The organism is Sorangium sp. So ce296, from assembly GCF_051529605.1.
Taxonomy (GTDB): Bacteria; Myxococcota_A; Polyangia; order Polyangiales; family Polyangiaceae; genus Sorangium; species Sorangium cellulosum_D.
This window is the reverse complement of record NZ_CP150325.1, coordinates 13,800,905-13,822,768: the sequence shown is the minus strand read 5'-3', so window position 1 is coordinate 13,822,768 and position 21,864 is coordinate 13,800,905. Positions and strand designations below refer to the sequence as shown.

The 21,864-nt window shown below is 72.0% G+C and carries 18 protein-coding genes; 12 read left to right on the top strand and 6 right to left on the bottom strand.

All coding sequences use genetic code 11. From position 1 onward, the window contains the following. The first annotated feature begins 27 nt into the window (after positions 1-27). From WME98_RS50980 to WME98_RS50970, 3 genes are all read left to right on the top strand, one after another. Positions 28-993 carry an NAD-dependent epimerase/dehydratase family protein gene (locus tag WME98_RS50980; protein WP_044988736.1) on the top strand — a complete coding sequence of 322 codons (966 nt, stop codon included), beginning with the start codon at positions 28-30 and terminating at the stop codon, positions 991-993. Between the two features lie 10 nt (positions 994-1,003). Further along, on the top strand, positions 1,004-1,669 hold the full coding sequence (locus tag WME98_RS50975; protein WP_437948842.1) for a class I SAM-dependent methyltransferase: 666 nt from the start codon (positions 1,004-1,006) through the stop codon (positions 1,667-1,669). Positions 1,670-1,760: 91 nt separating this feature from the next. Continuing rightward, positions 1,761-3,062, top strand: a complete 1,302-nt coding sequence (locus WME98_RS50970; RefSeq protein ID WP_437948841.1) for a hypothetical protein — start codon at positions 1,761-1,763, stop codon at positions 3,060-3,062. A gap of 66 nt (positions 3,063-3,128) precedes the next feature. Here WME98_RS50970 and WME98_RS50965 read toward each other — a convergent pair whose 3' ends face one another. Then, on the bottom strand, positions 3,129-4,106 hold the full coding sequence (locus WME98_RS50965) for a hypothetical protein (RefSeq protein ID WP_437948840.1): 978 nt from the start codon (positions 4,104-4,106) through the stop codon (positions 3,129-3,131). Positions 4,107-4,136: 30 nt separating this feature from the next. Then, positions 4,137-7,298 (bottom strand): TonB-dependent receptor, encoded by a 3,162-nt coding sequence (locus tag WME98_RS50960; protein ID WP_437948839.1) that lies wholly within the window; start codon positions 7,296-7,298, stop codon positions 4,137-4,139. 242 nt (positions 7,299-7,540) lie between these two features. Here WME98_RS50960 and WME98_RS50955 point away from each other — a divergent pair, with 242 nt between their 5' ends. The 8 genes from WME98_RS50955 to bioB all read left to right on the top strand — a co-directional run bounded on the left by WME98_RS50955 (position 7,541) and on the right by bioB (position 16,049). Continuing rightward, positions 7,541-8,323 (top strand): energy transducer TonB, encoded by a 783-nt coding sequence (locus tag WME98_RS50955; RefSeq protein WP_437948838.1) that lies wholly within the window; start codon positions 7,541-7,543, stop codon positions 8,321-8,323. Between the two features lie 171 nt (positions 8,324-8,494). After that, positions 8,495-9,211: a MotA/TolQ/ExbB proton channel family protein gene (locus WME98_RS50950; RefSeq protein ID WP_020737072.1), complete on the top strand. Its 717-nt coding sequence runs from the start codon at positions 8,495-8,497 to the stop codon at positions 9,209-9,211. Between the two features lie 111 nt (positions 9,212-9,322). Beyond that, positions 9,323-9,739, top strand: coding sequence for an ExbD/TolR family protein (locus tag WME98_RS50945; protein WP_437948837.1), 417 nt, complete (start codon positions 9,323-9,325; stop codon positions 9,737-9,739). A gap of 5 nt (positions 9,740-9,744) precedes the next feature. Next, positions 9,745-10,200, top strand: coding sequence for an ExbD/TolR family protein (locus WME98_RS50940; RefSeq protein ID WP_437948836.1), 456 nt, complete (start codon positions 9,745-9,747; stop codon positions 10,198-10,200). A gap of 111 nt (positions 10,201-10,311) precedes the next feature. After that, positions 10,312-11,709, top strand: a complete 1,398-nt coding sequence (thiC, locus tag WME98_RS50935; RefSeq protein WP_061627330.1) for a phosphomethylpyrimidine synthase ThiC — start codon at positions 10,312-10,314, stop codon at positions 11,707-11,709. Positions 11,710-11,716: 7 nt separating this feature from the next. Further along, positions 11,717-12,496, top strand: coding sequence for a thiamine biosynthesis protein (locus tag WME98_RS50930; protein ID WP_437948835.1), 780 nt, complete (start codon positions 11,717-11,719; stop codon positions 12,494-12,496). Between the two features lie 311 nt (positions 12,497-12,807). After that, positions 12,808-13,860 (top strand): type IV pilus twitching motility protein PilT, encoded by a 1,053-nt coding sequence (locus WME98_RS50925; protein WP_437948834.1) that lies wholly within the window; start codon positions 12,808-12,810, stop codon positions 13,858-13,860. Positions 13,861-14,999: 1,139 nt separating this feature from the next. Next, entirely contained in the window at positions 15,000-16,049 is a 1,050-nt protein-coding gene (gene bioB, locus WME98_RS50920; protein ID WP_437322282.1) for a biotin synthase BioB, read from the top strand. Here the strand turns inward: bioB and WME98_RS50915 are convergent. The 4 genes from WME98_RS50915 to WME98_RS50900 all read right to left on the bottom strand — a co-directional run bounded on the left by WME98_RS50915 (position 15,991) and on the right by WME98_RS50900 (position 20,777). Further along, positions 15,991-17,751 (bottom strand): mechanosensitive ion channel family protein, encoded by a 1,761-nt coding sequence (locus WME98_RS50915; protein WP_437948833.1) that lies wholly within the window; start codon positions 17,749-17,751, stop codon positions 15,991-15,993. The two genes, bioB and WME98_RS50915, sit on opposite strands and share 59 nt — an antisense overlap. Positions 17,752-17,966: 215 nt before the next feature. Continuing rightward, a complete protein-coding gene (locus tag WME98_RS50910) occupies positions 17,967-19,127 on the bottom strand; it encodes an HRDC domain-containing protein (protein ID WP_437948832.1) in 1,161 nt (386 codons plus the stop codon). 47 nt (positions 19,128-19,174) lie between these two features. After that, entirely contained in the window at positions 19,175-20,137 is a 963-nt protein-coding gene (locus tag WME98_RS50905) for a matrixin family metalloprotease (protein ID WP_437948831.1), read from the bottom strand. Further along, the gene (locus WME98_RS50900; protein ID WP_437948830.1) at positions 20,124-20,777 is read right to left on the bottom strand and encodes a hypothetical protein; all 654 of its coding nucleotides are present in this window, start codon (positions 20,775-20,777) and stop codon (positions 20,124-20,126) included. Before WME98_RS50900 ends, WME98_RS50905 begins: the two co-directional genes overlap by 14 nt. Positions 20,778-20,912: 135 nt before the next feature. On the opposite strand from WME98_RS50900, the gene WME98_RS50895 reads away from it, so the two are divergent. After that, positions 20,913-21,695, top strand: a complete 783-nt coding sequence (locus WME98_RS50895) for a thiazole synthase (protein WP_061621915.1) — start codon at positions 20,913-20,915, stop codon at positions 21,693-21,695. Positions 21,696-21,864 lie beyond the last annotated feature (169 nt).

The following is a 21,864-nucleotide window of genomic DNA, read 5'->3' as shown; positions in this document are numbered from 1 at the left end:
GCGACCGTCGCTCCGATGAGCGAACGCATGCTCGGTCGAGCCCGCCGCCCCGGCGCCGACACCGATCCGTCCCTCCGGCCCATCCTCATCACCGGCATCTGCGGCCGTCTCGGACGGCGGCTGGCGCGGCGGCTGCACCGCGAGCGGCGCGTGATCGGCGTCGACCGGCGCAGCTTCGATGGCCGCCCCAAGGACATCGAGCATCACCAGATCGATATCCGCCGCAAGAAGACCCAGGACATCTTCCGCCAGGAGCAGCTCGCCGCCGTGGTCCACCTCGGGGTCATGCACGACCCGCGGGCCAGCCAGATGGAGCACCACAGCTGGAACCTCGCCGGCTTCCAGCGGCTGCTCGAGTTCGTCGCGCAGTACGACGTGCCCAAGCTCATCGTGCTCTCGAGCGCGAACGCCTACGGGCCGCGCGCGGACAACCCGCAGTTCATCACCGAGGACGCGCCGCTGCTCGGCGGCGCGTCGTTCAGCGAGATCCGCGACCTCATCGAGGTCGACATGCTGGCGCAGTCGTTCTTCTGGAAGCACCCGCAGACCGAGACGGTCATCCTCCGGCCGGTCCACATCCTCGGCTCCGTGCGCAACGCGCCGTCGAACTACCTCCGGCTCAACGTCATCCCGACGCTCCTCGGCTTCGATCCGATGGTGCAGGTCATCCACCAGGACGACGTGGTCTCCGCGATCGCCGCGGCGCTCCGCCCGGGCGTGCGCGGGATCTTCAACCTCGCGGGGCCGGCGCCGCTGCCGCTCTCGCGCGTCATCGACATGACCGGGCGCGCGCGCGCCGCGATCCCTCACTTCGTGATGCAGACGATCATCCCGCGGCTCTGGCGGTTCCGGGCGACCTCGTTCCCGGCCCCCGAGCTCGATCACATCCGCTACGTGTGCATGGTCGACGACACGCGGGCGCGCGAGATCCTCGGCTACACGCACCAGCACGACATCCAGGAGACCGTCCAGGCGGTCGACGACATCACCTGAAGAGCGCGTCATGAAGCGAGCGACCCGGATCGAGCGCCTCGTCGATTACTACGAGGACTTCGCGCCCGACTACGTCTCCACCTGGAAGGACATCCAGCATTACGAGAAGCCCGTGCGCGCGTTCCTGCGCGACGCCGTCCCCGAGGGGGGCCGCGTGCTCGACGCCGGCTGCGGTCCGGGCCACCTCACGCGCGATCTCCCGCCGTCCATCGACGTCGTGGGCTTCGACATCGCCGAGCGCATGCTCGAGATCGCCCGCAAGAAGCGCCCCCACGGCGCCTACCACCGGCACGACTACCACGCCCCGATCCCCCGCTCGTGGGGGCGGTTCGACGTCGCGCTCGCCCTCGGAACGCTGGAGTTCTGCGACGATCTCGCGCTCGTCCTCAAGAACCTCGCCGGCGCGATGCGCTCCGGCGGCCGGATGCTGGTGAGCATCGTCGAGCGCAGGCCGCACGTCAGGATGCACGAGCGCGCCGCGCGCCCGCTCTCCGACGCCGAGCTGTCCGGCGTGAGCATGTATCTTTACACCTTCGCCGAGCAGACGGACGCCATCCAGCGCGCGGGCCTGCTCCCGCGCAGCTACCGGCTGCACCCGGGCTGGCGACACACCGAGTACGACGTCGACGTGCTCTACGCCCTCTGGGATCTCGAGGCCCCGCGCGGCGGGCCCTGATGCGCCGATGCGCCGATGCGCGGATGCGCCGCGGACATCGCGGCGAGCCTTTCCGCGCCGCGCCGTCCGCGGTAGAGAGAGCGACGGTGCGATGGGAGTGAAGCTCGGGGGCGCCTTCCTGATCTGCGCGATGGGGCCTCTGCACCAGGCCGGCGCGTGCATCCAGGCCAGCCGGGTGCCGGACGGGCTCCGGGAGCTCGCCCCGGAGGGGCTCCTCGGCGGCTTCCAGCGCGGGATCGAGCAGGCGGCGAAGCTCGCCGGCGTCCGCAGGGAGGACGTCGAGCGCCTCCTCCCCATGGAGGACGTGCGCGCGGCGATCGAGCAGCTCGGCGACAGCCAGACCGAGGCCGTGGTCGCGTGGGACGTCTACGCGGGGCGCATCGGCGGGCTGCTCGAGGGGGTCGCCGAGGTGACCAACCACGGGCAGGCGCCGGACGTGAGCCTGTGCCTCGAGCGGCTGGCGAACAAGGTCCGGCGCGATCGCCCCTTCGCGGAGCCGCTCCAGGCGCTCGCGGAGGACGTGTCGCAATGGCAGGCGATGATCGGCCGCTGCCGCAAGCTGCTCGACGAGAGCGGCGGCGGCGCGCTCGCCAAGGCGTATCGCCGCCGGCAGATCCGCAAGCTCGGCTCGATCGCGGTCTCGGCGCTCGTCATCGTGGCGGCGCTCTCGGTGATCGTGCGGGTCCAGACCGCCCGCAAGCGGGTCGACGCGCTCCTCGCGCGCCCGGACGTGTGCGCCGTCCGCGAGATCGCGCAGGCCGATCTCGGCCGCGCGGCGAGCGACCAGCAGCGGCGCGTGGCCGAGCGGATCGAGCAGTGCGCCGAGGTGGAGGCCCGCGAGGCGCGCGAGCGCGAGGAGCGGGAGCGCGCCGAGGAGAGGGCGCGCGAGGAGCAGCGGCGCCGCGCCGAGCGCGACGAGAAGTGCGCTGCGCTCGCCGTGCGGTTCAAGGCGGGGGCGTTCTCGGAGGAGGACGGCAAGATCGCCGGCGTGAGCAACGACCTGCTCCGGCGGATCGCGCAGCGGAGGCTCCTCGCCACGGACGTCGGGCCGACCGGTCCGGCGCTGCCGTGCGAGGGCGCGCGCGGCGGCGACGAGCTGCGCGCGGCGTTCGCGGAGGCCTTGCTCGCGTCGGTCTGGACGTGGGTGCCGTCCGCCGATCCCGGCCCGAAGCTCGGCGAGGTGCTCGCCGCGCGCAGCGCGGAGCTGCCCCCGCGCGCGCGGACGATGCTGTCGTCCCGCACCGTGCACGAGTCCAAGCGGGCCATCGTGTCGGGCGATCCGGCCGCGCTCGGGAGGGCGTCGCGCCTGTGCGCGCTCACGGCCAAGCTCGAGATCGCGAGCGGCGCCGGGTGCGCGGCGCTGGAGAGGCTCGCCGTCAAGCCGGCGCCTTGAGGGGGTGAGGGGAGGGGGGACCGGAGCAGCGCGGGCGCGACGATGGGCGTCGCGCCCGCGGGATGCCTACTTCTTGAAGGCGGGGATCGACTCCGAGTCGAGCACGCAGACGAAGGCGACGGGGTCGCACTTCACCTTGAGGTCCGGGGAGATGCCGGAGAGCGGATCCTGGCAGATGGATTCATCCCCCTTGCCCGTGGGGAGCGGATCGCCTTCGGGATCGGGGTTCTCGCCGTAGACCTGACAATCGACCATCGGCCACACCCCGACGACCTTGTACGTCGCCGAGCAGCTCTCTTCCGAGTACGTGACTTCAGCCTCGAACTGATTCCCGAGGTTGGCCGACGTCACGTACAGGCGCACGTTGCGCCACTCGAGCTTGCGCGATCCCGGCTCGAGCGTCGGCTCGCCGCCGCCGCCAGCGCCGCCGTCACCAGCGCCGCCAGCGCCGCCGTCACCAGCGCCGCCGTCTCCGGCGCCACCAGCACCGCCGTCACCGGCGCCACCAGCACCGCCCTCGCCGCCGGCGCCGCCGTCACCAGCGCCGCCCTCGCCGCCAGCGCCGCCCTCGCCAGCGCCGCCCTCGCCGCCGGCGCCGCCCTCGCCAGAGGGCAGCACCACCACCTCGGCAGGATCGAGCGACGACACCGTACAGATCTCGTTGTCATCCGGCTCGATCGACGTGAAGAACCCGACCGCGAACGGGTTCAGGTCCGGGTTCGGGTCGACCGTGGCGCCGCCGCGGGACCAGCCGCCGAACTCCTCGGTCTGGATCGCGACGAGCTTCTTATCGCTGTCGGGGATCTGGTCGCCGTTCTCGTTGGGGTTGTACGCCTGCATCCCGACGCGCTCGACCGTTCCTGCCTTCCGGCCGCAGGGGCTCTCCTCATCCCCGTCGATCAGCGTGAACTTCGCCGCGAACGGGGATACGAGCGCGGTGCCGACCGTGCATTCGGGCTTGGGCTGCGAGCAGCCCGGCGACATCGCCGCGAGCGGTGAGAGCGCCGCGAGCCCCGTCATCCAAACAAGCCATCGCCTCTTCATCGCTTGCTTCCTTTCACGCGCCCGCCGCGCCTAGAACGTGACCCGCGCGCCGAACCGGAACTGCCGGGGCGTCTGGTACTGCGTCGGCTTGCCGAAGTTCGGGTTCTTGGCCGTTTCCTTGAGCGGCTGGCCGTCCGTGGTGGTGACGCACGTCGGGGTCGCCTCGAGCTGCTCGATCGTTCCATCGACGCACGGGTTCACGTCGGCCGTGGTGTAGCGCTGGTCCACCGCGACGATCTCCTGGAAGTTGAAGATGTTGAAGACATCCATGCTGACGGTGAGCTCGCTGTCCTTCGCGAGCTTGACCGAATAGCCGAGGTGGCCGTCGAAGTTGTGCTGCCAGGGCAGCCGGCCGCCCGCGCCGCGGGGCAGGATGAACGTCTCGTCGTAGCTGTACAGGTAGTGCGAGCCCCAGTAGTCGATCGGGGCGCCGGAGCGCGACCGGTAGGTGAGGCCGAGATCGATGAGCATGTTGTTCGGGAGCACGAACGTCTTCGCGCCGTAGATCTTGATCTCGTGCGTGTTGTCGCCGGGCAGGGCCCCGTCGCGGTTGACGAGGAGCGAGGCCAGATCGAACTCGGTGTTGATGTTCGGATCGAGCTGATCGGTCTCGGGCCTGAAGAGGCCCGGGTAGTTGCCGCGCAGGTAGGACAGCGTGTAGCTCGCCTGGGCGAGCCACAGGTCGGCGAAGGCCTTCTGGAAATAGAGGGTCAGCGCGTCGTAGTCGCGCGTCGCCTCGGGGAAGTCCTTCGCGATCCCCTTGCCGGGGTTGCCGATGAAGTAGGTGTTCGCCTCATCGCGGCTCATGTCCTCGATGACGTTGTTCATCCAGCGCTTCGTGTACGTCGCGCCGAGGCGCGCGTTCTCGATGATCTCGTACTCGCCGCCGATCACGAGCTCGTCCGACGACTGCGGCGACAGGTCGGGATCCACCGGGGACTTGCCGCCGCCGAGCGTGAGCCACTCGCGGTTCGGGTCGTAGTCCCCCAGGATCGTGGGCCGGTTCGCGTCGTTCCGGCACTGCCCTTCGCCGTAGCCCTTCCCGTCCACGGGATCGGCAGGGTTGCAGCCCCCCGGGCCGGCGACGTGGTAGGAGCGGATGTTCCGCTCGTCGCCGAAGGCGCGATCCATCATGTCGAGGGGGACGCTCTCGTAATACCGCGCGAAGTTCGCGAACACCTTCGAGCGGCCCTGCTGCGTGATGTCGTAGACGACGCCCACGCGCGGCGACCACTGGTTCGCCAGCGCAAGCCCGAGCTTGCCGTCGCCGGCGTACAGGTACTGCGCGTCGTAGCGCAGCCCGATGTTCAGCGTCACCTGGTCGAGGATGCTCCAGCTGTCCTGCACGAACGCGCCGATCGTCGCCCCGAGCGTGTTCACGGTGACCTTGTCCTGGATCACGTACCCCTCGGGACCGGTCAGGAAGCCGAGCTGTCGCTCGTCGTGGAAGGCCGACCCGTCTCCCTCTTCCTGGTAGCTGGTGCCGCCCGCGTACGCCTTGATGTGCTCGTACGTCGTGATCTCGCCGTCGATGCCGGCCTTGACCACGTGGTGGCCGAGCCCCTCGAAGATGCTCGTCACCATCGCCTTGAGCTGGAAGCGGTTGAGCGACGCGTCGTCGAGGAAGTCGGGGCCGCCGTCCCAGTACGTGCGCACCGCGCACGGCACCGCGACGACCTCGCCGTCCGCGTTGCGCAGCGGCTCGCACATCGCCCGGGCCTCGGGCGAGAGCTTCTCGAACTCGTAGATCGAGCGCCGGTGGGGGTCGAACCTCGCCCAGAGCACGAAGGGCCTGCCCGACAGGCCTTCGTTCGACGCGATCTCCGAGCCGTCCGGGGCCAGCCGCGCGCTGCGCTGGTTGTGCCAGCCGAGCGTCGCGTCGAACAGCAGGGTCTTGTTGTTGAACGCCGACGCCCACTTCAGCGCGACGTCGGTGGACGACGCCACGTACTCGTGCGCGATCGCGCTGTACCGGCCGGTGATGTTGGCCGCCTCGACGACGCCCCGCGCCGGGTCGAACCCGAAGTTGCCGTCGCCGCCGGAGTACTGCGGCGATCCGTAGACCGAGAGCGCGATGCTGTGATCCGGGTTGATCTGGTAGGTCAGCTTGCCGAGGTACTGCAGCGTCTGCTCCTCGGCGCGGTAGAACCGCTGCGTGCCCGGCAGCCGGTCGACGACGTTGAAATTCGTCTCGGGATCCTTCACCGGCTCGAAGGTGGTCGGGTCGTAGCGCGTGGCGAACAGGTTGCGCTCCATCTCGTAGCTCTTGAACGCGATCGCGGCGCCCGCGTAGAACCAGAGCTTGTCCTTCAGGATGGGGCCGCCGACCTCGAAGCCGTAGTCGCGGATGGACGACAGGCGCGTGTCGGTCTGGATGGTGTCGCCCTGGCGGCGGACCTCCTTGATCTTCCCCTCGAACGCGCCGGGCGTGATGTTGAAGAAGACCGAGCCCTGGAACGTGTTGCCGCCGCTCTTCGTCACGACGTCGAGGACGCCGCCGGTCGCGCGGCCGTACTCGGGCATGTACCCGCCGGCCACCACGTTCACCTCCTTGATGAACTCCATGGTGAGCGGCGTGCCGATGATCCCGTATGCGGGGTCGTTCACCGAGAGGCCGTCGATCACGTACTGGTTCTCGGGGGACGACGTGCCGGCGATCGACGTGCCGTACTCGTCCGCCTGCGCGCCGGGCGTGATCGCCGCGACCGACTCGAACGAGCGCGACGCCGCGCCCTTGCCCGTCGGGGGCGCCACGGCGATGCGCCGCGTGAAGTCCCCCGTGATGCTCTGGCCCACCGTGCTCGATCCGACGTCGACCGTCGGCGCGCGGCCGACCACGACGATCTCCTCCGCCTTCAGCGCCTCCGGGAGCAGCTCCACGTTGACGCGGATCGTCGTCCCGGTGCGGACCGCGATTCCGCTGCGCACGTAAGGCTTGTACGACTCCTTCTCCAGGCGGAGTGTGTAGTCGCCCGGCGGCAGGTTCGGGATACGGTACTGGCCGGTGCCGTCCGTGACCACGAGCTGCTCCCCTTGCAGCTCGGGCGACGTCGCCGTCACGACCACATCGGCGGCGGGCGCTTTGCTCGAGGCGTCAATTACCCGTCCGATCAGAACGCTGTTGCCCGTCTGCGCGAGCGCCGGGGCCGCGGTCAACAAAGTCATGGCGAGCAGCAGCAACGCCGCCCACATCCCCCACGGCGCACGTGGTGAGCGCGCTCCGTGTTTCATCCTCTTTTCGAGAAACTTCACGGAATTCCCTCCAGAAGTGTAGGCCCCTCGAGTCCCTCCTTACCCTAGACAGGAATCGCGCGAGACAATAGACTTTTTTGTAGTACTTGCTCGCTTGTGCACTCCGGGTAGGCGCCGCACGCCCCCACACGTCGCGGCCCATCGACGCAGATCAGCTCGAGTTCTAGGAGTTACGACCCCCCATGTTCGACTCGGTACTCGGTCGCACCACCGCCACCCAGGGGCGTCTCGGGACGGGCGCAATGCTCTCCATCGTCGCCCACGCGGCGATCGCGGGGGCCCTCCTCTGGCAAGCCACGCGCCCTCGGGTCGAGAAGCAGAAGGACGTCGAGGTGACGTTCTTCGCCCCGGCGCCGCCGCCCCCGCCGCCGCCGCCGCCCCCGCCTCCGCCGGGCGGCGGTGCGAAGCGGCCGCCGAAGGTGGAGCAGCGGATCGAGCAGCCGAAGCCTGTCAAGACGCCGGACACCATTTACGACATGCCGGAGAAGCCCAAGGCCAAGGCGCCTGAGCCGGAGCCGCCCAAGCAGGAGGCCCCGGAGCAGCCCGGCGGCGTCGAGGGCGGCGTCGAGGGCGGCGTCCAAGGGGGGACCGTCGGCGGCCAGGTCGGCGGGCAGATCGGCGGTCAGCTGGGCGGCCAGCTCGGAGGCCAGCTCGGCAGTACGGCGCCGCCGCAAAACGTGGTGCTGCCGTTCGGCGCGGGGATGACCCGGCCGGCGAGAATCGCAGGGCGCGATCCGCAGTACACGCGCGAGGCGCGCGCGGCGCGCGTCGAAGGCCTCGCCCTTGTCAAGTGCGTCATCAAGGTGGACGGCACGTTGACCAATTGCAGGATAGTCAAGTCGCTACCCCACATGGACCAGGAGATCCTCGCCGCACTGGCGACCCACCGGTACACGCCGGTGATGTACCAGGGGCGCCCGGCCCAGGTGGATTATGTGTTCCCAATCCGCATCAAGCTACAGTGATCACCGGATGCGCGGCGCTGTTGTTGAAAGGGCGGGGCACGTAGTAGAGAAGGTCACGGGGTAGGTACGCTCTGCTGTACTGTCGAGTTCGCTGCGGCGTCCACAGGCGCTGATCCAGCATAGCTGAAACCATCACGACACCAGGGGGCGCCAGGAGGCGCGAGCGAGACGATGCAATTCACGTTGATTGAGCTGTGGGGCCACATGGGGCTCTTCGCGAGGCTGGTTGTGCTCGTGCTGGCCCTCATGTCCGTGTCGTCCCTGATCGTCTTCGGCGAGCGCCTCGTCGTGTCGCTCAAGTCGCGCGCCGCCTCGCGCGCGTTCGCGGAGCGGGTGGGGCCGATGCTCGCCCGGGGCGAGCTCGACGGCGCCCGGGCCGCCGCCAAGCCCGCGGGCGAGATCGGCTACCTCGGCCGCGTCATCGGCGCCGGGCTCGCCGCCTACGCGTCGAGCGCGCCCTCGCGGCTGCCGGCGCAGGGGCACGAGCGCGACGGCGTGTTCGAGTCGGTGTCGCGCGCGCTGGAGCGGCAGGCGCAGCGCGAGGTGCTCAGCCTGAAGCGCGGCTACGGCCTGCTCGCCACGGTCGGCTCCACGGCGCCGTTCGTCGGCTTGCTCGGGACGGTCATGGGCATCGTGACCGCGTTCCAGCAGATGGCGGCCTCCGGCTCCGGCGGCCTCGGCACCGTCTCGGCGGGCATCGCGGAGGCGCTCGTCACGACCGCCTTCGGCCTGCTCGTCGCGATCCCGGCCGTCATGGCCTACAACTACCTCCAGGGTTGGGTCGACGCCCGGGCGATCGACATCTCGGAGTCATCGAACGAGTTCCTCGACATCGTGGCGAAGCGGCTCGACGGCCGCCTCGCGCCGGCCGCCGACGAGGCCGCTTGACACAGAGCCCGCGCGACACGGCGCCTGTCTGGTCGCGGGGAGCGGCGCGCGTCGCCGCGCGCCCGCGGCGAGGCGCGCGCTGACGCGCCCAGCCGGGAAGCGAGCGTTCCAATGGGGATGGCTGTCGGCCCGCAGAAGGGCCCCAAGAGCGAGATCAACGTCACGCCGCTCGTCGACGTCGTCCTCGTCCTGCTCATCATCTTCATGGTCGTCACGCCGATGCTCCAGCGCGGCAAGGACGTGAAGCTGCCGCAGGCCGCGAAGGTGGACGAGGAGAAGAAGGAGGTCGACCCGCTGATCCTCTCCGTGACGCTGGAGAAGACGGTGTGGGTCGAGAACGACCAGTACGACGAGGCCGGGCTCGCCGAGCGGCTCGCGCGCGAGTTCGCCGCGCAGCCGGGGCGCAAGGTGCTCGTCAAGGGGGACCAGCGCCTCTCGTTCGGCGACGTCCGCCGGGTGATGGAGACGGCGCGCAAGTCGGGCGCCAAGAGCGTGTCGCTGGCGGTCGAGGAGCTGAAGGGGAGGTAGCGGCGATGAGCGCGCGCGCGAAGAGGAAGTTCGTCGTGAAGCCGGCGGTGCCGCTGAACTCCGACATCAACGTGACGCCGCTCGTCGACGTCGTGCTGGTGCTGCTGATCATTTTCATGGTCGTGACGCCGCTGCTCGAGAAGGACATCGGCGTGCGCGTGCCGGACACCGAGCAGGTCAAGGAGGACACCCCTCCGCCGCCCGACCAGCTGGTCGTCCGGGTGAACGCGCAGGGCGAGCTCATGGTGAACGACGAGCGGGTCGAGCGCGCCGATCTCGTCGGCAAGCTCAGGCCGCTCCTCGAGCGCCAGAGCAGGCCGCAGGACCGGATCGTCTTCGTGGTCGCGGACGACGCCGCCGTCTACGGCACCGTCGTCGAGGTGCTCGACGGCGCGAAGGCGGCCGGCGCGCAGACGCTCGGCATGATGACCGAGCTCCCCGAGCCGCCGCCGTCGCCCTGAGCGCGCCGCGGGCTCTGGTCTGCGGCTCGGGGCGGGCGGCCCGGCGCGACGCGAGGCTTGCGTCGCGCGCGGTCGCGACCTACACCGCCCACCTCGAAAGCGAGGTCGTCGATGTTGCGGACCGAATGGGTGAGCAAGCGCGCCGGGAGCCCCAACCAGAGCCAGATGCACTTCGCGCGGAAGGGCATCGTCACGGAGGAGATGGAGTACGTCGCCCGCCGTGAGAACCTCGCGCCCGAGCTCATCCGCAGCGAGGTCGCGCGCGGCCGGATGATCATCCCGGCCAACAAGAACCACCTGAACCTCGAGCCGATGTGCATCGGCATCGCGTCGCTCTGCAAGGTGAACGCGAACATCGGGAACAGCCAGACCACGAGCGACGTGAACGGCGAGCTCGAGAAGCTGCGCTACGCCGTCAAGTACGGCGCCGACACCGTGATGGACCTGTCGACCGGCGGCGACATCGACGGCATCCGCCGGGCGATCATCGCCGACTCCCCGGTGCCGATCGGCACGGTGCCGATCTACCAGGCGCTCGAGGTTTGCAAGGGCACGGCCAAGATGACGGCCGACGACCTCATCGACATGCTCGAGCACCAGGCGAAGCAGGGGGTCGATTACTTCACGATCCACGCGGGCGTGCTGCTCGAGCACCTGCCGCTCGTGAAGGGCCGCATCACCGGCATCGTCTCGCGCGGCGGCTCGATCATGGCGCAGTGGATGATCGAGCACCACAAGCAGAACCCGTTCTACACGCACTGGGACAAGGTGCTCGAGGTCTGCGCCAAGTACGACGTCACGATCTCGGCCGGCGACGGCCTCCGCCCCGGCTGCCTCCACGACGCGAGCGACGCGGCGCAGTTCGCCGAGCTGAAGACGCTCGGCGAGCTCACGAAGCGCGCCTGGGAGAAGGACGTGCAGGTCATGATCGAGGGCCCCGGGCACGTGCCGTTCGATCAGATCGCGATGAACGTGCAGAAGGAGATGGAGCTCTGCCACGAGGCGCCGTTCTACGTGCTCGGCCCGCTCGTCACCGATTTCGCGCCCGGCTACGACCACATCACGAGCTGCATCGGCGCCACGATGGCCGGCTTCGCGGGCGCCGCGATGCTCTGCTACGTGACGCCGAAGGAGCACCTCGGCCTGCCGAACCCGGAGGACGTGAAGCAGGGCCTCATCGCCTACAAGATCGCCGCGCACGCGGCGGACGTGGCGCGCAAGCGCCCGGGCGCGCGGGATCGCGACGACGCGCTGAGCCGCGCCCGCTACGCCTTCGACTGGAAGAAGCAGTTCGCGCTCTCGCTCGATCCGGAGACGGCGCAGGCGATGCACGACGAGACGCTCCCGCAGGAGTACTTCAAGACCTCGGAGTTCTGCTCGATGTGCGGGCCGAAGTTCTGCTCGATGCACATCAACCGCGTGGTCGACGAGTACAACGCGCGGCAGGATCGGCAGGAGCCCGAGAACGCGCCCACGAAGCGGTCGCTCTCGCTCATCGATCAGCCGTGAGGCAGCCGTGAGGCGGGGGAGGGGACGAGCGGGCCTCCCCGCCGCGCTGGCAGGCGGGCGCGCGTCTGCCCGCCCGCGCACGGCCCTCGTCGCGTCCCCGACGCCTCGCCTCGCGCGCCCGGCGCTCGTCGCGCCGCTGTCGCTTCGCCTCGCGCGCCCGGTCCTCGTCGCCTCCCTCGCGCTCGTCGTCCTCGGCCCCCTCGCGTGCCGCGGCGAGCGCGCGATCTCCACGAGCGCCTCCTCGTCGGCCTCCTCGCCCGCTGCCTCGCTGTCGGCGGCGCCGCGCCCGCCGAGCCCTCGTCTCACGGATCCGCGCTGGCGCCTCGCCGCCGGGGACGACCCGCTGGAGCGCGCCCGGCTCGCCGAGGCCGAGGGCGCGACGGGGCTCCTCGCCGGGCTGGAGGACGGCGGCGACATCGCGCTGACGGCCCTGGGCGCGCTGCCGTACGCGGACGACGCCGATCTCGCGCTCGCGCCGCTCGCCGAGCGCGCCCGCGCGGCGTCCGGTCCGTCGCTGACGCCCCTGCTCGAGGCGCTGCTCGGGATCGCCGGTCGCCCGCCGCGCCCGCGCGAGCCGCTCGACCCGGACGGGGGCCGCGCCGCGGCCGCGGCGCTGGTCGAGCTATCGGGCAGGCGCGGCCTCCCCGCGGAGCAGCGCGCGCTCGCGATCTCGGCGGCGCGCGCCCTCGCCGAGAAGGGGCTCGTCGACCCTCGCGACATTCCCGCGGATCTGGATCCGCCGGGGCCCGACGCGGGCTCCGCGGGGGCCCAGGCGCCGCGGCCCTGACGTCCGGCGCGGCTGCGCGCCGATCGGCGCCCCGTACGGCCGTCCAGCGCGGCGTCCGCGCGGCCGTCCAGCGCGGCGTCCGCGCGGCCGTCCAGCGCGTCGTCCGCGCGGCCGTCCAGCGGGCGGTGGCCGGATTTGCACACGAAGGCGGGAAGGCGGGAAGAAAGACCAATGATCTTCCTGTCTTCCCGCCTTCATGGGGATCGCTCCGGGGCAAATCGGTCCACCACCGTCCAGCGCGGCGCCCGCGCCGCTGGATCATCCCGCCGCGCTTTGGGCCGGTTGGGGTCCCTTTTGGTACCTTCCCCCCCGTGACGACGCCGTACACCTCCGAGGCCTTCATCCATCAGCTCCTCGGCAAGGCGCTTGCCGCCCACGCCAGCGACATCCACCTGAAGGTCGGTCAGCCGCCGGGCGCGCGGGTGCGCGGCGACATGGTCTACTTCCGGGTCGACCGGATCCGGCCCGAGGACAGCGAGGCCGCGGCGCGCGTGCTGCTCGCGGGCAGGCCTTCGCGCGAGCTGCTCGCCACGCTTCAGGAGCTCGACACCGCGTACGTCGTCCCGGGGCTCGGCCGGTTCCGGGTCAACATCTACCGCCAGCGCGGCTCGCTCGCGATCGTCCTGCGCAGCATCCCCCTCAAGATCCCGACCTTCGAGGAGCTGGGCGTGCCCTCGGCCGTGCGGGCGATGGTGGAGCACGACCACGGCCTCATCCTCGTCGCGGGCACGGCGGGCAGCGGCAAGAGCACGACGCTCGCGGCGTTCGTCGCGCAGATCAACGCGACCTTGCCGCGGCACATCGTGACCCTCGAGGACCCGATCGAGCACGTGCACGAGGACAACCGCTCCAGCATCAGCCAGCGCGAGATCGGCGTCGACACGTCGGATTTCCCGACCGCGCTGCGCTCGGCGCTGCGGCAGGACCCGGACGTCGTGATGCTCAGCGCGCTGCGCGACGGCGAGTCGCTCGAGCTCGCGCTGCACGCCGCCGAGACCGGGCACCTCGTGCTCGCGGCGGTGCACACGCCGGACGTCACGCGCACGCTCGGTCGGCTGGTGGCGCTCGGCAAGAGCCCGAGCGAGGTGCGCGATCGGCTGGCCGACTGCTTCCAGGGCGCGGTCGCGCAGCGCCTCTTGCCCCGCCGCGACGGCGCGGGGGAGGTCCTGGCCTCCGAGGTGCTGGTCGCGACGGCGGCGGTGCGCGAGGCGATCCGCCGCCCGGAGGGGAGCTCGTCGCTGCGCGAGCTGATGGAGAAGGGGGTCACGCCGTACGGCATGCAGACCTTCGAGGCGCACCTGCGACAGCTCGTCGGCCAGGGGGCGATCGCGAAGGAGACGGCGAAGGCGGTGACGGCGCTGTAGTCGGCGGAGGGCCGCGGTCCGTCGTCGTCATCCGTCTCTCGTCCCCCGTCCCCCGTCGTTCGTCCCCCGTCTTCCGTCTGCCGTCTTCCGTGCTCTTCCTTCGTGCGCGTGCGCGTGCGCGTGTCCGTCCTCGCTCGTGCACGGACCGGAGCGAGCACGGGAACGCGCACGCGCACGCGCACGAAGAGGGAAGACGGGAGAGGGAAGACGGGAGAGGGAAGACGGGAGAGGGAAGACGGGAGAGGAAAGAGGGAAGACGGGAGAGGAAAGAGGGATGATGGCGAATCTATCGGGGTCAGTGTCTCGCCCGTCTTCCAGTTGAACGGATCGCCGTCCCCAACCGTGATGTTCGGCTCATCAAACTTCGCGCCCTGCTCCACGATGGGCTCGACCCGGGCCACGTCTCCATCCAGGTCCTTCAGCGCCTTTCGCGTTCGCGAGCTGGTCACGCACCTTCATGACCTCGACGTCGCACACGGCTGCTTGCCGAAGGCCGTCTCGCCCCCGGCGAAGCGCTCCCGCACAGGAATCGCGGCACGCAGCGCGCCCCCGAGACCTTCGTGCGCCGGCACGAAGGCTTCCGTCGCGCTCCGGAAGCTTCCGTCACGGAAACGAAGCCCTTCGCCGCGCTCCCGAGCACGACATTTCGCGTACTTAGCGGCGCCGGCCCCGCCCTCGACGGCCTCCGTCGCGCGCCGGAGGGCCAGATCCCCGGCAAATCAGACCTCCCGCTCCGCGCCGGAAGCTTCCGGAGCGCGACGGAAGGCTTCGCGCCGGCGCCGGAAGGCTTCGCGCCGGCGCCGGAAGGCTTCGCGCCGGCGCCGGAAGGCTTCGCGCCGGCGCCGGAAGGCTTCGCGCCGGCGCCGGAAGGCTTCGCGCCGGCGTCGGATGCCCTCCTCCGCTCACCAGGATCCCTCGCAGCCGCGCCGGCGCGCTCCACCCCCGCGGCGGCGGCGCTGCCCCCGCGGCGGCGGCGCTGCCCCCGCGGCGGCTGCGCTGCTCCCCACGGCGGCGGCGCTGCGATCACCGCCGCCACGCCTCCTTCGCGGGGCTCGCCCCCCTCCTTCGCAGCGCACCCCTGGCGTCTCCCTCGCGCCTCGCTTGCAGCGGCGACCCAAGCCTGGGTATGAGCGGAGCCCATGCTCGACGGGATCGAACGGGACGCGGCGGGGCACAACGGTGGGCGCAAGGAACCGAACGGGAGCGCCCCGGCGGCGGGCGGGGTCCGCCACGACTGGACGGTCGAGCAGGCGGTCGCCCTGCACGATCTCCCGCTCTTCGAGCTGATCGACCGCGCGCGCTCGGTCCACCGCGCGTTCCACGGCGAGCACGAGGTGCAGCTCTGCACCCTGCTCAGCGTCAAGACGGGCGGCTGCCCCGAGGACTGCGCCTACTGCCCGCAGTCGAGCCACTACGAGACCGAGGTCGGGCCGGAGCGCATGCTCGACGTCGGCGCGGTCCTCGCGGCCGCCGAGCGCGCCCGCGCGGGCGGCTCGACGAGGTTCTGCATGGGCGCCGCGTGGCGCGAGGTGAAGGAAGGCCCCGCCTTCGAGCGCGTCCTCGACATGGTGCGCGGCGTGAAGGCGCTCGGCCTCGAGGCGTGCTGCACCCTCGGCATGCTCACCGACGACCAGGCGCGCCGCCTCAAAGAGGCCGGCCTCGACGCGTACAACCACAACCTCGACACGTCGCGGAAGGCCTACAAATCGATCATCTCGACGCGCACGTACGACGAGCGGCTCGTCACCCTGCGCAACGTCCGGCGCGCCGGCATCACCGTCTGCTCGGGCGGCATCATCGGCATGGGCGAGTCGATCGCCGACCGCTGCGAGATGCTCGTCGAGCTCGCGCGCCTCGACCCGCACCCGGAGAGCGTGCCGATCAACGCCCTCGTGCGCTCGCCGGGCACCCCGCTGGAGAGCCTGCCGCCCGTGGACCCGGTCGAGTTCATCCGGATGATCGCCGTCGCGCGGCTCATGATGCCGCGCGCGATGGTGCGCCTGTCCGCCGGCCGGACGGAGCTCTCGCGCGAGGCGCAGCTGCTCTGCATGTACGCGGGGGCGAACTCGATCTTCTACGGAGACAAGCTGCTCACGACCCCGAACCCGGGCCCGGACGAGGACCGCGCGCTCATCGAGAAGGCGGGGCTCCAGCCGATGGCGCCGGCCGCGGCTCCCGCCGCCCGTTAGCCGGGCCGCCGCCGTCGGCCGCCTCGGGCCGCGGGCGCGCCCCGTCGCGCGTCGCGACGTGCAGCGTCTGCGTCGGGTGCGCGAGCCGCGACCCGGCCGAGGCGATGAGCTCCAGGAAGGTGATCAGCATCTCCTGACGCATCGTCCGGAACTCGCCGAAGTCCGTCGTCTGGAACCACGCCATCACCTCGACGTCGAGCGACGAGGGGCCGACGCCGACGAAGCGCACCACGACGTCGTCCGGCCAGATCTTCGGGTGCGCGCGCAGCGCGCGCTCGCACCCCTCGATGATCGCGCGGAGCTGCTCGGGCGTGGTCTCGTGGACGAGGGCCAGCACGCAGGCGAGGCGCATCCGGTCGCGCGCCGTGTACGACTCGATCTGGAGATCGGCCAGCTTGCCGTTCGGGATCGTGACGATCGTCCGGTCGAGCGTGCGGATCCGGGTCGAGCGGAGGCCGATGGTCTCGACCGTGCCGAGCAGCGCGTCCACCTTCACGAAATCGCCGACCTGGAACGGCCGATCGATGCCGATCGAGACCGAGCCGAAGAGGTTCTCCACCGTCTTCTGCGCGGCGAGGGCGAGCGCGACGCCGCCGATGCCGAGGCCGGCGATGAGGCTCGCCACCGGGTAGCCGAGCTCGGACAGCACGGCGATCGCGCCGACGATCACGATCGCGACCTTCGCGATCCGCCCCATGAGCGGCACGAGCGAGCGCGCCGCGGGGTTGTCGCGCGTCGCGGGGGCGGCGAGCAGGCGGCCGCCGACGGCGTCGATCGCGCGGAGGGCGAACCAGAAGACGGCGACGAAGACGCCGGCGCGCACCACCTTGTCGAGGAACGCCTCGGCCGGCGCGTAGAGCCCGAGCCACGGGAGCGCGATCTCGATGGCGAGCAGCGCCGCCGCGAACGTGAGCGGGCCGCGCGTGCCCTCGAGGAGCGCGTCGTCGAGCGGGGACTCCGTCCGGACGACGAGGCGGCGGAGCAAGGCGCGGAGGGCAAAGCTCAGGACCGCGCCGACGAGCCAGCCGGCGAGCGCGAAGACCGGCAGCGCGAGCCACTGCCACCAGAGCAGCTCGCGCGGCCCCGGGCGCAAGAGCGCCGGCGGCAGGTGGTCGCGCAGCCAGCGATCTTCGAGCCGCGCGTACCAGTCGTCGACGCGCTCCACGGTCGCGCGCGAGAAGATCCAGCGCACGCCGTCGGGGGTCGTGCGCCGCACCAGGCGCACCGGCTGGTACCCGGTCCGGGTCGGGATCTTGGCGATCTGCTCCACGCCGGCCCCGAGGTTGTCCTGCGTGTCCCCCTGCGCGTGCGGCGAGATCGTCTCCAGGTCGACCCAGATGTGCCGATCGAGCACCGCCTTGAGCTTCTGCGCGAGCGCCGCGCCGTCCGCCTTCGGCGGCAGATCGAGGAAGCGCGCGGCCTCGGTGTACTCGCCCGCGCGACAGAGCTCGAAGAAGGCGCGCACCGAGGCCCGCGGCGAGTCGGGGGCGACCGGGATCGTCTCGGGATCGACGCCGGCCTCGGCGCTCGGCGCCGCCGGGGGCGCCGAGGGGGGAGGCGGCGGGGACAGCTCGCCGGCGCTCGCTCCCAGGAGGACGCACCCGAAGACGAGCGCGAAGGCGAGCGCGGCGCGGATCCACCACTTCGCCGCCGGCAAAAGGCGGAGTCGCTTCGAACCCTTGGGATGATCGTTCCAGGGCATGGGCCCCTGCTATTCCACCGCGCGGCGCGTCTGTCGACCGGGCGGCGCGCGCGTGGACGACCGGCCGGCCCGCCTGCGTACGGGGCGTCGCGCGCGCGGACGACCGTCGACGGACGCGCGTGCACCGGGCAGCGCGGCGCGACGTGCGCGCCGAACGCGCGGCGCGCCAGCTTACGCTGCGGCGCGTACGCTGCGGCGCGTACGCGCGCTCGCAGCTACACCGCCGCGGCGGGCGGCTCGCTCGCCAGCGCCGCGGTCACGAGCGCCGCGAGCGCGGCGCCGTAGCGCGCGAGCCGGCGCGCGCCGAGCCCCGGGATGCGCGCGATCGCGTCGGCGACCGCGCCGCCGCCGGCGCGGCCCCCCGCGAGCGCGATCTCCACGAGATCCTGCGCGCAGTGGCCTGGCAGCACGACCTGCTCGTCGACCTGCCGCGCCTTCGCCTCGGCCCTGCGCCACGCGGCGATCCGGGTCTCCATCGCGCGCCGGACGGCGATCTCCCGCCGGGACGGGCGGGTCTGCGCGAAGAGGGCGCGCTCGTCCTCCGGCACGTCGCCGTCGCCGCGCCCCTGCTCGATCGCGCGGAGCCACGCGGCGACGAGGCCCCCCGCGCGGCCCGCCGCGGCCCCGCGGACGGCGCGCACGTCGTCGGCCCGGGTCGGCCTCCGCTGCGCGAGCTCGAGGAGCACCTCGCCGGCGACGATCTTGAAGGCGGGCTGGTCGGCCTCCTCGGCGGCGGCCTCGCGCGCCAGGACGAGCCGCCGGAGGATCGCGCGGCCCTCCGGGTCGAGCGCCTGGGCCCCCTTGATGCGCGCGTACGCCGGCCGCGGATCGCGCGGCGGGCCGAGGGCGCTCGCCAGCTTGTAGGCGCACTCCTCCGCGATCTCGTCCTCGATCCCGAGCGCGCGGCCGTGCTCCGCGAGCCGCGCGTCGAGCGGGAGCAGGTGGAGCACGTCGTCGGCCAGGTAGCGCAGCTCGGCGTCCGCGAGCGGCCTGCGCCCCCAGTCGTGCTGCTGGAGCTGCTTGTCGAGCTTCACGCCGAGCTCCGCGGAGACGAGCGCCGCGAGCCCCGTCGCCGCGCGCCCCAGCATGCGCGCGGCGACCGAGGTGTCGCGCACGCCGGCGAGCGGCGCGCCCGCCTCGGCGAGCATGCGCGCGTCGAAGGTGAGGTCGTGCAGCACCTTGGGCGGCCCCGCGGCCCCGAGGAGCGGCGCGAGCGGCGCGACCGGCGCGCGGAGCGCGTCGACGATGGCGACCGCGACGCCGTCGCCCTCGCGGAAGGCGAGCTGGACGGTGCAGAGCCGCGGGCGGTACGCGAACAGCCCGTTGGCCTCCACGTCGACCGCGAGCGCGTCGGCGCGCGCCGCGCGCTCGACCACCCGGGCGAGATCGCCTTCGCGCTCGACGAGGACGGGGGGAGCCTGGCTCAGCGGGCCCTCTCCCGGCGCGGGCGCGCTGCCCTGCCGCGCCGCGCCCGCGCGAGCGCGCCGAGCGACGCGGCCGCCGCGGCGAGGAGCCCGCCGCCGCCTCCGCCGCCTGGCGACGACGGGGCCGCGGCGCAGCCGCCGCTCTCCTCCGGGGCGGGCTGATCTTTGGCGCACAGGTCGGAGAAGCCGTGGCGCGGCGTGGGGTCGCACGCCTCGACCGGCTCCCCGGGCGGGTACACCGAGCAGATCCCCGCGCGGTCGTCGTCGTCGAGGTCGCGGAGGATCGTGCTCTCCGGCCGGTAGTCGGCGTACATGGTCGCGGTGACCTCGGCCGAGTGCGAGAGCCCGAGGAAGTGGCCGGCCTCGTGCGTGGCGATGCTCAGGAGATCGAACGAGACGTCGTCGTCGCCCATCGAGAGCGTCACGTCGAACGAGTTGATCTCCATGTCGGCGTCGTAGATCTCGCCGTTCTTGAGGTTGTAGGTGACGGTCGTGAGCGCGAGGGTGTTCCCGCCGCTGCCGTACGGCCACCCGTCGTCCCGGAACGTGATGATGTTCGCGTTCCCCTTGCGCTGGTTGTACTCGTGCGCGTCGCACGAGATCGGGCCGAGGTAGGTGACCTCCATGCGGGGGCTCGTCCCGCCGCCGCAGTCGGCCGCGGTCCACGTGGCGAAGGCCTGCTCGAAGATCGCCTCGGCCTCCGCGAGCGTCACCTGGTCCGAGGCGTCTTCCTGGAGCGAGTAGCTGACGCACGGCGAGGGCCAGGCGAGGGGGATGCCGCAGTCGGTCGCCTGCTGCGGGTTGCAGACGGCCGCGGTCGACTGGGTCTCGGGACAGACGCTGGTGCGGCAGTAGGCCAGGGCGGCCCGGGGGAGGGCGAGCGCCGCGGCGACGAGCGTGAACGAGGCGGCGGCGCGGGCGCGCGCGCCGCGCCCGGCGGGCGCGAGATCACTTCTGCGCATGCTTCGCCTTCCAGGCGCGGCTCACCGCGTCGATGGCCGCGTCGACCGTCGCGCCGACGAGCTGCTCGCGCGCCGAGATCGCCGGGCCGGGCCGGGCCAGGACGGTCCCGCTGGACGGGCTCGCGGCCAGCCGCCGCACGGCGATGCGCGGCGCGCCGGCGATCCGCCGCGTCTCCTCGGCGTCGACGATGGGGTAGTGGCCCTGGGCCATCCCGGACACGACGAGCGCGGAGCTGGCCCGGGACACGAAGATCATCGCCTGCGCGCCGATCCTGAGCTGCGCGTCGCCGGCCACGTGCTGTCCGACGTCCCCGACGATGCCCCCGAGCGTCCTCACCCACACGTCGGCGTCGGGCTGCCCGGCCACGGTGCGGTCGATCGACAGGCGGGTATACGTCACGATCCTCTCGGACCCGCCGAGCTCCTCCCACCTGCTGTGCTGCTCGGTCGCGGTCGCGACCACGACGTACGAGGCGGCGGCGACGAGCTCGTCCAGCGAGAGCTGGATGGAGACGGCCGCCTGCGCGGCGCGCGGGCCGGACAGGAGCGCGCCGGGGCTCACCCCGGCTGCTGGGTCGGCGTCGCCCCCGGGCGCGAGGGTGACCGCGGGTGGCAACGCGAAGAGGAGGGCTATGAGCAAGGCTCTGGGAGACATAGGGGCAACGATACCATGCTGGCGAGCGGGGCACGCCCGAAGCCCGCGGCGCGGTCGTGCTGGACCCTGTGTCCCGGTCCGACTAGCTAGATCGTCTGGGTCGAGACCGAGGAGCCTGCGATGACGAGCGACGCGTTGACGATCGGCAGACACACGTTCACTTCCCGCCTCTTCGTGGGGACGGGCAAGTACAAGGACCTGGAGGAGACCCGTCGCGCGCTCGAGGCGTCCGGCGCGGAGGTGGTCACGGTGGCCCTCCGCCGCGTGAACCTGAAGGAGCGGGGCGAGGGGTCGATGATGTCGCTGCTCCAGCAGGGGCGCGTCACGATCCTGCCGAACACGGCGGGCTGCACCACCGTCGAGGACGCGGTCCGCACCTGCCGGCTCGCGCGCGAGCTCGGGCTGTCGGACCTCGTGAAGCTCGAGGTCATCGGCGACGAACGGACGCTGTTCCCGGACAACGAGGCGACGCTGGAGGCGGCGAAGATCCTGGTCAAGGAGGGCTTCACGGTGCTGCCTTACTGCATGGATGACCCGATCGTCTGCCGGAAGCTGGAGGACATCGGGTGCGCGGCCGTGATGCCCCTGGCCGCGCCGATCGGCAGCGGGCTCGGCATCCGGAACCCGTACAACCTGATGATCATCCGCGAGACGGCGAAGGTGCCGGTGATCGTGGACGCGGGCGTCGGGACGGCGAGCGACGCCGCGGTGGCGATGGAGCTCGGGTGTGATGGGGTGTTGATGAACACGGCCATCGCGGGCGCGCGGGATCCGATCCTGATGGCGCAGGCGATGCGGGACGCGGTGAGGGCCGGGCGAATGGCCTACCTCGCGGGGCGGATGCCGAAGAAGCTCTACGCGACGGCGTCGTCGCCGGAGCACGGCAAGATCGCCGGGCTGTAGGAGCGCGCGGCGGGGGGGCGCGCCGCTGCGCAGCGGGCGGCGGGCTCAGCGCGCTGCGGGGCGCGGCGCGCTACGGGAGAGCGCGCTGCGGGGAGCGCGGCGCGGCGTCCCGATGTGCGAAGTCAAACGAACAGCACGCCGGGGTCATGATACGCTCACAGCCCTGAGT